At 38.1% G+C, this 15,917-nt stretch carries 16 protein-coding genes; 1 reads left to right on the top strand and 15 read right to left on the bottom strand.

Annotated elements, in window-relative coordinates:
* Positions 1 to 9 precede the first annotated feature (9 nt).
* The 15 genes from BLP98_RS06040 to BLP98_RS05970 all read right to left on the bottom strand — a co-directional run bounded on the left by BLP98_RS06040 (position 10) and on the right by BLP98_RS05970 (position 14,661).
* Positions 10 to 849: an ABC transporter permease gene (locus BLP98_RS06040; protein WP_074482390.1), complete on the bottom strand. Its 840-nt coding sequence runs from the start codon at positions 847 to 849 to the stop codon at positions 10 to 12.
* Between the two features lies 1 nt (position 850).
* Positions 851 to 1,702 carry an ABC transporter ATP-binding protein gene (locus tag BLP98_RS06035; protein WP_074482389.1) on the bottom strand — a complete coding sequence of 284 codons (852 nt, stop codon included), beginning with the start codon at positions 1,700 to 1,702 and terminating at the stop codon, positions 851 to 853.
* Between the two features lie 122 nt (positions 1,703 to 1,824).
* On the bottom strand, positions 1,825 to 2,832 hold the full coding sequence (gene jag / locus BLP98_RS06030; RefSeq protein ID WP_074482388.1) for an RNA-binding cell elongation regulator Jag/EloR: 1,008 nt from the start codon (positions 2,830 to 2,832) through the stop codon (positions 1,825 to 1,827).
* 12 nt (positions 2,833 to 2,844) lie between these two features.
* Entirely contained in the window at positions 2,845 to 3,678 is an 834-nt protein-coding gene (locus tag BLP98_RS06025) for a YidC/Oxa1 family membrane protein insertase (protein ID WP_327084540.1), read from the bottom strand.
* Positions 3,644 to 4,006 carry a ribonuclease P protein component gene (gene rnpA, locus BLP98_RS06020; RefSeq protein WP_074482386.1) on the bottom strand — a complete coding sequence of 121 codons (363 nt, stop codon included), beginning with the start codon at positions 4,004 to 4,006 and terminating at the stop codon, positions 3,644 to 3,646. Before rnpA ends, BLP98_RS06025 begins: the two co-directional genes overlap by 35 nt.
* 140 nt (positions 4,007 to 4,146) lie before the next feature.
* A complete protein-coding gene (gene argH, locus BLP98_RS06015) occupies positions 4,147 to 5,541 on the bottom strand; it encodes an argininosuccinate lyase (protein ID WP_074482446.1) in 1,395 nt (464 codons plus the stop codon).
* Between the two features lie 483 nt (positions 5,542 to 6,024).
* Entirely contained in the window at positions 6,025 to 7,215 is a 1,191-nt protein-coding gene (locus tag BLP98_RS06010; protein ID WP_074482385.1) for an argininosuccinate synthase, read from the bottom strand.
* A 219-nt stretch (positions 7,216 to 7,434) separates the two neighbouring features.
* A complete protein-coding gene (locus BLP98_RS06005) occupies positions 7,435 to 8,601 on the bottom strand; it encodes a CynX/NimT family MFS transporter (RefSeq protein WP_074482384.1) in 1,167 nt (388 codons plus the stop codon).
* A 176-nt stretch (positions 8,602 to 8,777) separates the two neighbouring features.
* Entirely contained in the window at positions 8,778 to 10,235 is a 1,458-nt protein-coding gene (gene gltX / locus BLP98_RS06000) for a glutamate--tRNA ligase (protein ID WP_074482383.1), read from the bottom strand.
* Between the two features lie 122 nt (positions 10,236 to 10,357).
* A complete protein-coding gene (locus tag BLP98_RS05995; RefSeq protein WP_074482382.1) occupies positions 10,358 to 10,855 on the bottom strand; it encodes an LURP-one-related/scramblase family protein in 498 nt (165 codons plus the stop codon).
* Between the two features lie 53 nt (positions 10,856 to 10,908).
* Positions 10,909 to 11,406, bottom strand: a complete 498-nt coding sequence (locus tag BLP98_RS05990) for a beta-class carbonic anhydrase (RefSeq protein ID WP_074482381.1) — start codon at positions 11,404 to 11,406, stop codon at positions 10,909 to 10,911.
* 132 nt (positions 11,407 to 11,538) lie between these two features.
* Positions 11,539 to 12,900 (bottom strand): DNA repair protein RadA, encoded by a 1,362-nt coding sequence (gene radA, locus BLP98_RS05985; protein ID WP_074482445.1) that lies wholly within the window; start codon positions 12,898 to 12,900, stop codon positions 11,539 to 11,541.
* Complete coding sequence (locus tag BLP98_RS05980; protein ID WP_074482380.1) at positions 12,893 to 13,366, bottom strand: isochorismatase family protein; 474 nt, start codon at positions 13,364 to 13,366, stop codon at positions 12,893 to 12,895. Before BLP98_RS05980 ends, radA begins: the two co-directional genes overlap by 8 nt.
* 54 nt (positions 13,367 to 13,420) lie before the next feature.
* A complete protein-coding gene (locus BLP98_RS05975; RefSeq protein ID WP_074482379.1) occupies positions 13,421 to 13,867 on the bottom strand; it encodes a dUTP diphosphatase in 447 nt (148 codons plus the stop codon).
* Between the two features lie 26 nt (positions 13,868 to 13,893).
* Positions 13,894 to 14,661 carry an epoxyqueuosine reductase QueH gene (locus BLP98_RS05970; protein ID WP_074482378.1) on the bottom strand — a complete coding sequence of 256 codons (768 nt, stop codon included), beginning with the start codon at positions 14,659 to 14,661 and terminating at the stop codon, positions 13,894 to 13,896.
* A gap of 203 nt (positions 14,662 to 14,864) precedes the next feature.
* Between BLP98_RS05970 and BLP98_RS05965 the strand changes: the two genes are divergently transcribed.
* A complete protein-coding gene (locus BLP98_RS05965) occupies positions 14,865 to 15,881 on the top strand; it encodes an NAD(P)H-dependent glycerol-3-phosphate dehydrogenase (RefSeq protein WP_074482377.1) in 1,017 nt (338 codons plus the stop codon).
* Positions 15,882 to 15,917 lie beyond the last annotated feature (36 nt).

Genomic DNA, 15,917 nt, shown 5'->3' with positions numbered 1-15,917 from the left:
ATCTCCTTCTTATTTATTTTTGATAAACGCAAATCTTTTAACGTATAAACTAATGGCTATAAGAACAATAGAGCCACAAGCGACAAGACTAATAAGTAAAATTTCTTGGTTGATAGTCGTTAGCTCTTTTAATTTCAAACCAATTCCTAAAAATTCTTTTGATTCTTCATTGACAGCATCCTTAGCAATCAACAGCTGACGATAAGCCGCAGCAACATAGGCAGCAGGCGTTAATTTAACCACTTTTTGAGCGAAATCAGGCAGAACTCCGATTGGCATGTAAACTCCCACAAGGAAACCAGAAACAGTCCCGACAATTGTTGCCAAGGCTTCGCTTGTTGACAAAGTTTTAATGAATTGTAAAACAAACAAAGCAATTCCTGAACCCATAATAGAACTTATAAGCATAATCAGAAGAATTTGTGGCAAATGATCGAGATCAAAACTAACATCATCTTGCCAGTAGAAATACAATTTCATGATAGTCAACATGATTAATTGCATGATAAAACCAATCACACTAGAAGAAATCAAATAACCAAGATAGATTTTCAAACGAGAAATATCTGTTAATAAGAAATCTTCTAATTTATGGCTTACTTTATCTTCTACCAGACGTGTAACCCCAGTCCAAGTTGTTGTAATACTCGTAACGGCTAACGTACCACCCAGAACCCAATTATCAAGAAGCTCTTCTAAATTCGGTGTTCCTGTAAATGAATCTTGCATATTCTTTTGTAAAAAAACAACATAAAGAATGAAAGCAATCAAAGCTCCAAGTAATGAGAAAAAAACACTAGCCTTATTTGAAAAATAAAGTTTTAAGTTTCGTTTTGTCATTGCCCACATCTTACGCCATCTCCTTTCCCGTAATGCTCAAAAAGACATCATTGATATTTGCTTTAACATAATCAAAATCACTAATCACTGCACGCTTGTCTGATAAAATGGCCAAAGCTTGTGCAGAATCTTCAACAATAATCTTCAAACGACCATCTTCCAAGCACTTATAGTCAACATCTGAAAAAGCAGCCGTATCATTTGTTTCAATTAATAAATGTGGTTTTGAATATGTTTCCTTTAATTCTTTAGCAGAGCCTTTAGCCAAAACCTTCCCTTGGTCAATAATATAAGCCATATCTGCATTTTCAGCTTCTTCAAGATAATGAGTCGTCAAAAAGATGGTTAACTTCTCTTCACGTTGCAAACGACGTAATAAGTCCCAAATAGCCTCACGTGTCTGAATGTCAAGCCCTGTTGTCGGCTCATCCAAAAATAACAAGTTAGGTTTATTCAAAAGCGCACGAACAATATCGACACGACGTCGTTGCCCTCCAGATAATGTGCCATAAGCTTGATTAAGAAAAGTATCCAAGCCTGTTAATTGAATTAATTTTTCTAACCAAACTTTATCTTTTTGATGATAAAGTGCTTGTCGACTCTTTAAATTATCCAAAACACTTAGTTCAGCATCAAGAACGCTATCTTGAAAAACCATTCCAATCTTCAAATCTGGTGCCAATTCAATCTCCCCTGAAGTTGGTTCTAACAAACCAGTTAGCATCTTCATCGTTGTTGATTTCCCAGCACCATTTGTCCCGATATAGGCTAATAATTTCCCTTCTTCCACTTCCAAATTTAAGTGATCAATTACTGTTTTATCTCCGAAGGTTTTGATTAGATTTTTTGTTCTAATTAGCATAATCGTCCCTCCCTTTTGACATTATTTTATCAAAAAAAGGCTCGATATAAAGCCTTTTTCGGTAAGCGGTTAAAAATAATTGGTAAGCGGTAAATAAAAAAGCCCTAACGGGCTTTTTCCTCTTATTGAACAGGTGTGACAACCACATAACGATTTGGATCGTTACCTTCAGAATAACTATCAACACCTTCGATACCAGTGATTGTTTTATGAACAATTTTTCGTTCACTATTACTCATTGGATCCATAACATAATCTTTACCAGTTTCAAGTACGCGACTAGCAGCTTTACGTGTGAATTCAATCAATGTTTCTGTACGATGTTCTACGTAATCATGAACATTTAAGATAACAGAGAAGTTCTTTGAATAGCGGTCATGTAAGAAATTTTGTGAAAGCAATTGAAGTGACTTCAAGACTTTTCCGTGATAACCAATCACTCGACCTGCTTCTGGTGTTTCAATTTGTAAGTTGATTTGACGACGGTTGTGGCTTGTCTCAACAGTTGCCTCAATATCCATCTCATAAATCACTTTTTTAACGTAGTCGGCAACTTCTTCAGTTGCTTTTTCAATATCTTTGCTCAATTCACGTTGAGCTGGAAATTCACTAGCAACAAATTCTTCAAAGCTTTGATCTGTATTAACAGGTTTGGGTGTGTCTGAAACTTCTTTAGCCTCTTGAGCAACTTCTTTAGCGTCATTTACTTTGCCAAGTGCTTCTAGAACTTCTGTGTGACCAGCTTCTTCAAGAATGGTTTGTGTTTTTTTCTTGTGCATGACGATATCTTCTTTGACTGAGTCATCAATGACTTCGCCACGCTCTTCCATTTTCTTAATGATGCTAGCAACTTTTCGAAGCTCCATAGTATCTTCAAATTTTGATGATACTGGCTCATTTTTTTGATTAACTTCTTCTGGCACACCTTTAACAGCTTTTTGATTTGCTCGATGAGCAGTTACTTCGTTAATCCCTTCAATATCTACTTGAGCCGGTTTCTTACCAAAACCAAAGAAACCCTTTTTCTCACGAGAAACAACTTTAATGTGGGCTTTAAGACGTGAAAGATTTAACTCTTTCAAACCTTTTTCAATAGCATCTTCAACAGTCCGACCTGTGAATATTACCATATTCTTATCCTCTTACTTTCTTCTCTTTTGCGCTTTCTTCTTAGCACGACGAATTTTAGCCGCACGTTCTTTTTCAGCGTTCTCCTCTTCCTTACGTTTTGCAATAATTTTAAAAGGATTGTTCAATAAAAGAATTTGGAACACTTGGAATGCATATGATACTGTCCAATAAAGCACAACCCCTGAAGCCAATCTGAACCCCATAAAGAAAATCATAATCGGCATCGCATAAGTCATGATGGTCATGGCAATATTTTTTTCACGCGCAGCTTTATTACTCAACCAAGTTGAAAGGAAAGTAAAGAAAGCAGCTAAGACAGGCAAGATGTAGTATGGATCCGGTTGTGATAACTCAATCCATAAAAATGTTCCTGTTTTCAAGAAAGCAACACGCGTCAATGCTTGATACAAAGCCATCAAAATTGGCAATTGAACAATCAAAGGAAGCATTGTCGCATATGGATTAACACCATATTCTTTGTATAAGGCTTGGCTTTCTTCAGTTAATTTCATGCGGCTGTCTGTATCACGGCCAGGATATTTTTCTTGTAATTTTTTAAGCTCTGGCTGCAAATCTTGCATCTTTTGACCAGATTTGATTTGCATGTTGTAAAGCGGCATCATGATAGCACGAATGATAATGGTAAATAGGACAATCCCTACACCAATACGACCATTAATTGAAAGCCACTGAATAGCTTTGGCAAAGAAGTAAACAATTTGTTCCCAACCATTGGTTGATGAAGCGGTTACTTCGCTGCGCCCACAAGCAGCCAAAAGTCCTAAAGTAAGACTACTTAATCCTAATAATTTAATCTTTCTTTTCACTATTGAGACCTTCCTGATATAAATTAGCAAGTTTTAAAACATGCAATAAATTTTTCTTCACTTCATGGTAATCAAGTTCCTCGACACCTTTACGTGCAATGATGACAAAGTCCTGATTATTAATCAAATTTGGTGACAATTCCATGATAACGTGACGAATTTTTCGTTTAATACTATTACGAGTAACTGCGTTACCAAGTTTTTTGCTCACAGAAAGCCCTACTCGATAGTGGCTCTGATTTTTTTCTAAATGATAAAGGACAAATTTTCGGTTAGCAACACTTGTTCCTTTGCTAAAAATCGCCTGAAAATCTTTGTCACTTTTGACACGATAGGTTTTCTTCAACGTACGACTCCATTCTAAATTATTTTTATTATACCATAAAATTCAAAAAAGCCCTAACCTCTAAGGAGTTTGGGCTTATTATCTTTAAAATATTTTTATTGGAAAATACGCTTAAAAATCTTGGAAAGCCTAAGTGTCTATTAATCTAGAGTTTGCAAGGCTTCATTGGCTAATTTAATCTGCCATTTCACTTGATCAAAACCTGTACCACCTAGTGAATGACGACGTTCAACAGCTGTATGAGATTTCAGTGTTTCATAGATATCTTCTTCAATCAAATCTGAAATTTCTTGATAGCGTTCAAACGGCACATCTTGCAAATAATAACCTGCTTTAGTGCATTCTAGAACCAATTTACCAACAATTTCATGTGCTTGACGGAATGGAAGACCTTTGCTTGCAAGATAGTCAGCCAACTCAGTTGCATTTGAGAAGTCTTTTTCAGTAGATTCAGCCATGTGCTCTTTGTTGACGGTCATTGTTTTAAGCATGCCAGCCAAAATATCGATAGCTACTGTAATTGTTTCAACTGTATCAAACATGCCTTCTTTATCTTCTTGCAAATCTTTATTGTAAGCCAAAGGTAAAGATTTCATGACTGTCAAAAGGCCAAATAAGTTACCGTAAACACGACCAGATTTTCCACGAATCAACTCAGCCATATCTGGATTTTTCTTCTGTGGCATGATTGATGATCCTGTTGAGAAGGTATCAGAAAGTGTCACAAACTTAAATTCATTTGAGCACCAGCTGATGATTTCTTCACAGATACGGCTCATGTGCATCATCAAAATAGAACTGTTTGACAAAAATTCTAGAATAAAATCACGGTCAGACACCGCATCAAGTGAGTTGCTGTATGGTTTAGCAAAGCCCATGAGCTCTGCTGTCATCTCACGATCAATTGGGAAAGTTGTTCCAGCAAGAGCAGCTGCGCCAAGTGGTGACATGTCAGCATGCTTGATGTTAAATTCAAAACGTTCACTATCACGTGTAAACATGTTGTAGTATGCCATCAAATGATGTCCAAATGAAATAGGTTGAGCATGTTGTAAATGCGTATAACCTGGCATGATAGTGTAGACATGTTCATCAGCCAAATGAACCAAAGTTTTACGCAAGTTCGTAAGCTTTTCAATCACTTCATCAAGTTTGGCTTTCAAATACAAGTGCATATCTGTTGCCACTTGGTCATTACGTGAACGAGCTGTGTGTAATTTACCAGCTACAGGACCAATTTTTGCTGTCAAAAGACTTTCCATATTCATGTGAATGTCTTCGTTTGACACATCAAATTCAATTTTTCCTGCCTTGTATTCTGCAAGCAATTCTTCAAGACCTGCTTTGATTTGCGCAGCTTCGTCTTTTGCGATAATCCCTGTTTCACCAAGCATGGTCACGTGAGCAATTGAGCCTTTCAAATCAAATTCTGCCATTTTTTGGTCAAAAGAAATCGATGCTCCAAATTCTTCAACCCACTTTTCAAGACCAGCTTCAAAACGCCCGCCCCATAATTTATGATTTTCTGTTGTCATAGCAATGATACAATGAACTACCATCCCAAGTGGCGTTCAAAGCCTTTCTCTTTTCTTATCTAGTCATGAGTATAGCTGGTTCACTTGCTTTTAAAGCAAGCGAAGCGACTATACTAAATAAGTCCAAGGAGCGACCTAGGACTTATAGTGTGTTGCCTCACGGGGCGATTTCTTAAATGATTCTCTCCGGATATCATTATTTAAGCTCGATGCCACTCTCTGTTGACATTAACGAGGTTTGGTAAGTTATAAGAAAAGAGTCTCAGATGGGGCTCCCTGTCCCCTTTTATCTGAAGCTTGGTGGAAATTTTCGGTACTAATCATCGTCATCATGGCTTGCCGTACCCTAAGTACAGCCTGCGCCATTCTTCCTTGATTAGCCATGAAAATTTCTCCCCAATTCTTTTCTTGTTTATTGGCTGTGACTGATTCACGCCTGTGTTTTTCTTTTCTTTTTCATTATTTTCTGCTTACGCAGATATATTATTTATTGTTAACTTGTGAGTTAACTTGAGTTGGTAGTCCCCAAAGTTTGATGAAACCAACAGCTGCATCTTGGTCAAAGCTATCAGCTGATGTGTATGTTGCCAAGTTTTCATCGTAAAGTGAGTTTGGTGATTTACGAGCAACAACTTGCGCATGTCCTTTGTAAAGTTTCACTTTAGCAGTACCGTTAACCACTTTTTGTGTTTCTTTGATGTAAGCAATAATAGCTTCTGTTGCAGGACTGAACCACAAAGCATTGTAGATAAGGTTTGACAATTCATTTTCGAGAACTGGTTTGAAATGAGAAACTTCACGAACCAATGTGATGTCTTCGATTTCTTTGTGAGCTGTCAAAAGTGTGATAGCACCTGGACATTCGTAAATTTCACGAGATTTGATACCAACCAAACGGTTTTCAACGTGGTCGATACGTCCGATACCATGTTTACCAGCGATAGCATTCACTTCTTGGATAAGGTCAGCTAGTTTCATTTCTTTGCCATTAAGGGCAACTGGTTTACCAGCTTTGAATTCGATATCGATGAATTCTGGTGTATCAGGAGCTTCTTCTGGTGAAGTTGTGATACCAAAAGCATCTTCTGGAGCTTGGTTCCATGGGTTTTCAAGAACACCACATTCGTTAGCACGTCCCCAAAGGTTTTGGTCAACTGAATATGGGTTGTCAAGGTCTGCAGGAACTGGAACACCGTTTGCTTTTGCGTATTCGATTTCTTCTTCACGAGACCATTTCCATTCACGAACTGGAGCGATAACTTTCAATTCTGGATCAAGCGCAGCGATTGCCACTTCAAAACGAACTTGGTCATTACCTTTACCAGTACAACCGTGAGCGATTGTTGTTGCACCAGTTTTATGAGCAATTTCTACCAATTTTTTAGAAATAACTGGACGGCTAAGTGCTGATACCAATGGGTATTTTTGTTCATAGTAAGCGTGGGCTTGAAGAGCTGGTAGTACGTATTCTTCAGCAAATTCATCTTTAACATCAAGAACATAAGATTCAACCGCACCAACTTTAAGAGCTTTATCATGAATAAAATCAAGGTCTTTACCTTCGCCAACGTCCATACAAACGGCAACGACATCATAATCTTTCATGAGCCAAGTAATGGCAACTGAAGTATCAAGACCACCAGAGTACGCAAGGATAACTTTTTCTTTTGACATAGGACTACTCTCTTTTCTTATTTTGTGTTTTTATCAACTTTATGTGTATAATTATACACATACCTTTCACCCCTGTCAACATTTTTTTGAATATTTTTTCAAAAAAAGTTACTTTTTTATGATTTTATAACAAATATACAGTATATATACAAAAATTCCGCACTTTTTATACAAAAAAAGCTCCCTAGCCAAATCTAGGGAACTAATGTTTTTCATTTATTATTGAATTTTTTCAAAACGTTCTGTATAGAACAAGGCTACTGTCATAATAATTGTACAGATAAATAAACAAAGTGCTGCTACTGTCCATGAACCAAAAAGATCAAAGCTGTAACCAAAAAGTGTTGGTCCAAAGGCCGCTAGGAAGTAACCTCCTGATTGTACCATACCAGACAACTGTGCTGTTTGGCTTGGTGTATGTGATTTCATTGAGAAAGTCACAAGTAAGTAAGGGAATAAGGCACTAACAGCAATACCGATTAAGACATTAACAGTCAACCAATAAGCAAAACTGCTTGTTTGGAATAAAAGCATACCTGTTCCTACAATCGCACATGCTGACACAATCGCAAGCATGATTTTACGATTTTTACTTGAAAGATTCGTTGTCAAAGTTGGAATAGTTAATGAAAATGGCAAGCTAATCAATGAATAAATAGAAGCCAAAATACCAGCTGCTTCACTTGAAAGACCTGCTTGACTAGCCATTGTTGGCAACCATGTCATTCCTGTATAGAAAAGAAGTGACTGCAAACCACCAAAAACAAGAAGGGCAATGGCAGCTTTATTTTTCCAAAGAGATGATGAGTGTTTCTCTTCATCTTGCTCAGTCATGTGATTATGGAAAGTATTTGGGAACCAAACCACTAAAGCTACCAAAATCAAGAAACTAAGAATCAGAATCAAACCTTTCCACGATGTCATTTTAACAATTGGAACAGCAACTGAGGCAGCAACTGATGAGGCAAGCCCCATAGCTGTTGTGTAGATTGTTGTCAACAGTCCAATTCGAAATGGTTGGTTTGCCAAAATGACACTTGGGAACAAGACATTCATCATAGCAATACTGATTCCAATAATCATTGTCCCGATATAAAGGCTTGGAAGGTTAAGCACACGCATACTTGAACCAATAAACATGGCAATCAAAACCATAGTGAATAATTTTTCAAGTCCAAATTTATCCGCTAAACGTGGTGCCAAAGATGAACAAAAGGCAAACATAATCAACGGAATACTTGTCAAAACGCCCAAAGAATTAACTGAAACACCAAGACCGTCCGCAACATAGCTAAGGACAGTTGGAATTGTCGTAAATGGAATACGCATTACCGCACCCACTAAAATAATCCCTGGGACAAAAAAGATAGAATAGTCTTTTTTCATGTAACTCCTCTTAACTTATAAATAAACAATTTTAAAGCCTATTATAACAAGAACTAAAAGCGTTTAGAATAGGCATTGTTAAAGAAAACGTTTTTCACAACAAATTAAAATATTTCTCAAAATTCATAATTTATAAACAAAAAGCCCGAGACATTCATCTCAGACTTTTATTGATATTATTTCAAGTTGTTAAGCATGTTTTCGATGTGTTCGATTGATTTTTCACGACCAAGAAGGTAGATAGTATCTGGAAGTTCTGGACCGTGCATTTCACCTGAAACGGCGATACGAATTGGCATGAATAGGTTTTTACCTTTAATACCAGTTTCTTTTTGAACAGCTTTGATTTGTGGGAAGATGTTTTCTGATTTGAAATCTTCGTCACTCATTGCTTCCAATTTAGCTTTGAAAGCTTCAAGAACTGTTGGAACTGTTTCACCAGCCATGAATTCTTTTTCAGCATCTGTCAATTCTGGGAAATCTTCAAAGAACAAATCAGTCAATGGAATGATTTCATCAACAGATTTCATTTGTGGTTTGTAAAGTTCAACCAATTTTTCAGCTTTGTCAGTCAAACGACCAGCTTTTTCCAAGAATGGTTTAGCCATTGCAAAGACTGTATCGAAATCTGCATTCTTGATGTATTCGTTGCTCATCCAGTCCATTTTCTTTTGGTCAAAGGCAGCTGGAGATTTGCTCAAACGGTGTTCATCAAAGAGTTTGATCAATTCTTCACGTGAGAAGATTTCATCTTCACCACCAGGGTTCCAACCAAGAAGAGCGATAAAGTTGAATACTGCTTCTGGCATGTAACCTTTTTTACGGTAGTCTTCGATGAATTGAAGAGTGTTTGTGTCACGTTTTGACAATTTTTTACCAGTTTCAGAGTTGATAATCAATGTCATGTGACCGAATTCTGGTGCTTCCCAACCAAGTGCTTCGTAAACCATCAATTGTTTTGGTGTGTTTGCGATGTGGTCATCTCCACGGATAACGTGAGAGATTTCCATCAAGTGATCATCAATAACAACGGCAAAGTTGTATGTTGGGTAACCATCTTTTTTCTGGATAACCCAGTCACCACCGACGTTTCCACCTTCAAATTCGATGTCACCTTTAACGATATCATGCCATTTATAGATACCTGATTCGTTAACAGCCAAACGTACAGTAGGGATGATTCCTTTTGCTTCACGTTCTGCGATATAAGCAGCTTTTTCTTCTTCAGACATACCAAGGAATTCGTTGATGTAACGAGGTGTTTCACCAGCAGCTTCTTGGCGTTCACGTTCTGCAGCTAGTTCTTCTTCAGTAACGTATGATTTATAAGCTTTACCTTCAGCCAACAATTGGTCGATGTATTTTTGGTAGATGTCCAAACGTTCTGATTGGCGATATTTTTCGTGAGTTTGTGGGCTTTCGTCCCAATCCATTCCCAACCATTTAAGGTTTTCCAATTGTGAACGTTCACCGTCTTCGACATGACGTTTACGGTCAGTATCTTCGATACGGATTACAAAATCACCACCATGGTGACGAGCGTAAAGATAATTAAAGAGCGCTGTACGCGCATTTCCGATGTGTAAAAGTCCTGTTGGACTTGGTGCATAACGCACGCGAATTTTCTTAGGCATTTTCGTCTCCTGTTAAATTTCAATCGTTTCTATTATAGCACAATCTTTAGTATTGGAACAAAAAATTCAGCTGAAAAACAGCTGAATTCCTTCTTATATTTGAGATTTTGATCAATCAGGTTTTAACTTGATGCTGCGCTGCCTGCACTCGATTCTTTTTCCTTCACATAATCAATAGCAATCACAAGAGATATAACTAAGTCTGAAAGGTGATCATCATATATATCTACTTGGTAAGTCGAAGGGAATTTAAACCATTGTTGGCGAATTGTAGCAACTTCACGTCCTTGATTAAGCAAGCTAAAATTCATATTCCAGATATCACCTGACACCTCTAGTCCAAAATCAGAGATATCATATTTAGCTTTTAATAACGAAAAACGTCTTTGAATCCTGATTTCCTTACCATCTGCAAAAGTCACCGTAAAACGCTGGAAAGGAAAACTGAAACCTTGTTTGATATGACTGACGGTTTTGCCTTGACTATCAGAAATCGTAAATTCTTTAAATAATTTTAACAAGGACCCTTGAACATGATAGGCTAGCTGCTTATCTTCATCAAAAATATCAAACTTTCCAGCTAGTGACCATATTTTTTGTTTGATTTCAAATCTTCGCATAACCTCTATCCTTATTTCTCAAACTTCTACTTCTCTTTTCTCTAAATCCCAAATTACATACTAACCTCTGTAATGCGACCTGTATCAACATCATAAACAGCTCCTGAAATGACGATATCATCAGGAATCAACGGCGACTCGCGCAGCTTTCTAACATCCTCACGGACACTTTCTTCAACATCAGAAAAGGGCAAAAAGTCTTTTCCATGCACCTCTACTCCTAGATCACGCGCTAACTGCTCTGCAAAGCCTTCATTACTAAGTCCCTGCATGCCACAATCCGTATGGTGCAAAACAACAATCTCGCGTGTACCAAGTTGCTGCTCTGAAATCACCAATGAACGAATGGTATCATCTGTCACGCGCCCGCCTGCGTTCCGCAAAATATGAGCATCACCAAGCGCCAAACCCAGCGCATGCGCCACATGCAGACGTGAATCCATACAAGTAACAATAGCAACATGCGTTTTAGGTTTCTGAGGCAAATGCGCCGTTCCATGTAAGTCTGCATATGCTTGATTTGTTTTTAAAAATTTTTCAAAATAAGACATTCAAATCTCTCCTTAAGAGTCGCCTATGATAGCGTTTTTCTCATCTTATCATTTTTAGTTTTGCTTGTCGCCTAAAAAGACTTCTGCTTCACAATACAAAAAAACTGAGACTTACATCTCAGTTTTTCTTCATTAGCTAAATACTTTTTTGAGTACTTCACCAACAGTTGTCACACCAATGACTTGAATATTGTCTGGAATATCAATACCTGATAAAGAATTCTTTGGTGCATAAACTTTAGTAAAGCCAAGTTTTGCCGCTTCGTTGATACGTTGTTCAATACGTGTCACACGACGAATTTCACCAGTCAAGCCAATTTCACCGATAAACGCTTCTTGGGGATTAGTTGGCTTTTCTTTGTAACTTGAGGCAATAGCCACCGCAACAGCCAAATCAATCGCCGGTTCATCAAGTTTAACACCACCAGCTGACTTGAGATATGCATCTTGGTTCTGCAAAAGAAGTCCACAACGTTTTTCAAGAACCGCCATAATAAGACTAACACGGTTAAAATCAAGTCCTGTTGTCGTGCGTTTGGCATTCCCAAAAACAGTCGGTGTCACCAAAGCTTGAACTTCCGCCAAAATTGGACGACTGCCTTCCATGGTTACCACGATAGCTGAACCAGTCGCACCATCCAAACGTTCTTCTAAGAAGACCTGACTTGGATTGAGCACTTCGACCAGCCCACCAGATTGCATTTCAAAAATGCCGATTTCATTGGTTGAACCGAAACGGTTTTTCACCGCACGTAAAATACGGAAGGTATGATGACGTTCCCCCTCAAAGTAAAGGACTGTGTCCACCATGTGCTCAAGCATACGAGGACCCGCAAGTTGCCCTTCCTTAGTCACGTGACCAACGATAAAGGTTGCAATATTATTGGTCTTAGCTAACTGCATGAGCTCTGCTGTTACTTCACGGACTTGTGATACAGACCCTTGAACCCCTGAAATATCAGGGCTCATAATGGTTTGAATCGAGTCAATAATCAAGAAATCAGGTTGAATTTGCTCGATTTGTGCGCGAATAGCTTGCATATTTGTCTCAGCATAAAGATAGAATTCATTGTCAATGTCGCCAAGACGCTCACTACGTAATTTAATCTGCTCAGCTGATTCTTCACCAGAAACATAAAGAACAGTTCCTTTGTCTGCTAACTGAATCGAAACTTGCAAAAGAAGTGTTGATTTCCCGATACCAGGATCACCACCAATAAGCACCAAACTACCTGGCACGACGCCGCCACCAAGCACTCGGTTAAATTCATCCATATCAGTCTTGGTACGTGAATAGTTAATCGAGCTAACATCTTTTAACTTAGTTGGTTTGCTCTTTTCACCTGTCAAGCTGACACGCGCATTTTTAACCTCTTGCACCTCAACTTCTTCGACAAATGATGTCCATGATGAACAGTTTGGGCAACGCCCTAAATACTTAGGAGAATGATAGCCACACTCCTGACAAATAAACGTTGTTTTTTTCTTAGCGATAATTTTCACCCCTCACCAATACTCTGTGCCTTCTCCAGTTTTTCAATGTTTTTTGAAATTTCTTTCGATTAGATACTCCCAAGCACAAAAGATCAATACTAACCTGATAACCGTAGTTTAGCGCTTCAAGAACAGATTTATTAACACAAGCATTACCATCAACACCAATAAATTCTAAACAATTCGCTTCATTATTTTCTAAAAAGCTTCTCAACTGTTGATTGGAAAAACAAGATGCTCGGCGTTTCTCAAAAATTTGGTTAGAAACAATAGACAAGCCATTGGCAAATACTTTTGGCTTTTTGCCAAGCTCCCACCAAAAACGATTAACCACATAAATGACTTGTTTTTTCGGATAACTAGCTATCTTTTGGTTAACGGTTTGGACCAAATTTCGCCCATTATACGGTTCACCATCAGTAATATAATCTAACTGCATATCAATGACCAACAAATAATCTGCCATTTTTTTCTTAGCGATAGCTCATTACCTCCTTGCTTAGTTTCTTACCTTAAGGCCTTATTTTCCTGTTGACCCAAATCCGCCAGTACGTACGCCGTCTGCTTCGTCACCATCAGCAACCAAGAAAGGCATAAAAACACCTTGAACAATTCGTTCGCCAGCTTCAACGACGACAGTTTCATCTGTGATATTTTTCATTTGCGCAAAGATATGGCCTTCATTTGTGGGATTGCCATAATAATCACCGTCAATGACACCAACTGAATTAATCAAAACCAAACCTTTTTTACGTGGATTTGATGAGCGGTCAAAAAGATAAAGTACTTCGCCAGCTTGCATATAAGCTTTGACACCAGTTGGCACCAATTTAATCTCACCAGGTGCGATTTCTGTTGTGACAGCCGCTTTCAAATCATAACCAGCTGCATGCGCTGTTTCACGTTTTGGTAGCAATGTTTCATCTGTGAATTGTGAAACCAATTCAAACCCTCTAATTTTACTCATGTTGTCTCCTTAATTACTTATTCGTATTAAATTTCTTTTCCTTCAAATGTAAATCGAATGTGTGGGAATTCTTTTTCACCATCTTTTCCGACCATAAATTCTTTGGCTTCTTTTTTGATTTGATTTAAATCAACACCTTGGATTTTTGCTGCAAAGACACAGCCACAATAACATTGACGGTAGATATCATATTCTTCACACATTTCAACTGAACGGCGGTAGCCATTGTTTTTCTTGAAATCGCTTGGCAAATATTTAGTCGCATAAACTTTTTGGACTTCAATACCAACACTGTTGATGACTTGAGAATTTTTGTGTGGACTGATTGTTAGCGCACTGGCAAAGTAATCGTATCCGAGCTCAACTGCCATTTTAGCAGCTTTATCCAAGCGATAATCAAAGCAAACCGTACAACGTTCTCCACCTTCAGGTTCGTCTTCTAAGCCATGAACCTTTTGGAAATACTCTGATGGATCATATGGTGCCTCGATGAAATCAACAGTATTGCCTGTTTTTTCATTAAATTCCGAGATGAACTTTTGCACCACATAGGCACGACGAAGGTATTCATCTTTAGGGTGAATATTTGAATTTGCAAAATAAACGGTCACATCAGCATACTGCGTTAAATATTCTAAAGTATATGTTGAACACGGTGCACAACAAACGTGGACAAGAATTTTGGGTCTTACTTCTTCTTGCGCCCAACGCTTTGCCATTTGTTGCATGACACGGTCATAGTTGATTTTTTGATTGGGATTCATCTTAGACAGAATCTCTTCTAAATCAATCACCAGATAAGTCTTCCTTTCCTATTCCTGTTAAGTCATTTCATTATACCACAAGTTATTTTACAAAAACATATCGACGTTTTTTCTATAATACAGCTTAAGTAAAAAGATGACAAAACTCACCTTTTCTAATAAACAAAGACAAACAGACTGCTCTTATGATATAATGGAGAATGTAATCTTGCTCGTTTAAGAGAGGAGTAAAAATGACAAGACAAAAAGTTGCTGTCTTAGGGCCTGGTTCTTGGGGAACCGCTCTTGCACAAGTATTAAACGACAATGGACATGAAGTTTGTCTATGGGGAAATATCCCAGAACAAATCGAAGAATTAAATACGAAACACACAAATACTCGCTACTTCAAAGATATCGTTATCTCTGAAAACATCAAAGCGACACTAGACTTAAAAGAAGCACTTACAGATGTTGATGCTATCTTGTTTGTTGTTCCAACAAAAGTAACACGTTTGGTTGCAAAACAAGTCGCTGAAACACTTGACCACAAAGCTGTTATCATGCACGCTTCAAAAGGTCTTGAACCTGGAACACACGAACGCTTATCAACAATTCTTGAAGAAGAAATTCCTGCTGAATTGCGTTCTGAAATCGTTGTTGTTTCTGGGCCAAGCCACGCTGAAGAAACAATTGTTCGAGATATTACTTTGATCACTGCTGCTTCAAAAGATCACGAAGCTGCTAAATACGTTCAAAAACTCTTTAGTAACAATTATTTCCGTCTCTACACTAATACTGACGTCATCGGTGTAGAAACAGCTGGTGCCCTTAAAAACATCATCGCTGTTGGAGCTGGTGCCCTTCACGGTCTTGGTTTTGGTGACAACGCTAAGGCTGCTGTCATTACACGTGGCCTTGCTGAAATTACGCGCCTTGGAGTTAAATTGGGAGCTAACCCTCTCACTTATAGCGGACTTTCTGGTGTCGGAGACCTTATCGTAACAGGAACATCTGTTCACTCTCGTAACTGGCGAGCTGGTGATGCTCTTGGTCGCGGTGAAAAACTCGAAGATATCGAGAAAAACATGGGCATGGTTATCGAAGGGATTTCAACAACTAAAGTTGCTTATGAGCTAGCAAAAGAATTGGATGTTTACATGCCAATCACAAGTGCTATCTACAAAGTAATCTACGAAGGTGCTGACGTTCGCGAAAGCATTCTTGGCATGATGTCAAACGATTTCCGTTCAGAAAACGAATGGCATTAAAACCAAAAAATTATTAGTTTATTTATGAAAAGGAGT

This window comes from Streptococcus equinus (genome assembly GCF_900104225.1).
In the GTDB taxonomy this organism is placed as follows: domain Bacteria; phylum Bacillota; class Bacilli; order Lactobacillales; family Streptococcaceae; genus Streptococcus; species Streptococcus equinus_D.
The sequence above is the reverse complement of the archived record's forward strand: the minus strand, read 5'-3'. Positions and strand labels throughout refer to the sequence as shown.

Excerpts from the sequence above, each read along its gene's own strand:
- BLP98_RS06040 (WP_074482390.1), bottom strand. The coding sequence starts at position 849 with ATGTGGGCAATGACAAAACGAAACTTAAAACTTTATTTTTCAAATAAG.
- BLP98_RS06035 (WP_074482389.1), bottom strand. The coding sequence starts at position 1,702 with ATGCTAATTAGAACAAAAAATCTAATCAAAACCTTCGGAGATAAAACA.
- jag (WP_074482388.1), bottom strand. The coding sequence starts at position 2,832 with ATGGTAATATTCACAGGTCGGACTGTTGAAGATGCTATTGAAAAAGGT.
- argH (WP_074482446.1), bottom strand. The coding sequence starts at position 5,541 with ATGACAACAGAAAATCATAAATTATGGGGCGGGCGTTTTGAAGCTGGT.
- BLP98_RS06010 (WP_074482385.1), bottom strand. The coding sequence starts at position 7,215 with ATGTCAAAAGAAAAAGTTATCCTTGCGTACTCTGGTGGTCTTGATACT.
- BLP98_RS06005 (WP_074482384.1), bottom strand. The coding sequence starts at position 8,601 with ATGAAAAAAGACTATTCTATCTTTTTTGTCCCAGGGATTATTTTAGTG.
- gltX (WP_074482383.1), bottom strand. The coding sequence starts at position 10,235 with ATGCCTAAGAAAATTCGCGTGCGTTATGCACCAAGTCCAACAGGACTT.
- BLP98_RS05995 (WP_074482382.1), bottom strand. The coding sequence starts at position 10,855 with ATGCGAAGATTTGAAATCAAACAAAAAATATGGTCACTAGCTGGAAAG.
- BLP98_RS05990 (WP_074482381.1), bottom strand. The coding sequence starts at position 11,406 with ATGTCTTATTTTGAAAAATTTTTAAAAACAAATCAAGCATATGCAGAC.
- BLP98_RS05980 (WP_074482380.1), bottom strand. The coding sequence starts at position 13,366 with ATGGCAGATTATTTGTTGGTCATTGATATGCAGTTAGATTATATTACT.
- BLP98_RS05975 (WP_074482379.1), bottom strand. The coding sequence starts at position 13,867 with ATGAGTAAAATTAGAGGGTTTGAATTGGTTTCACAATTCACAGATGAA.
- BLP98_RS05965 (WP_074482377.1), top strand. The coding sequence starts at position 14,865 with ATGACAAGACAAAAAGTTGCTGTCTTAGGGCCTGGTTCTTGGGGAACC.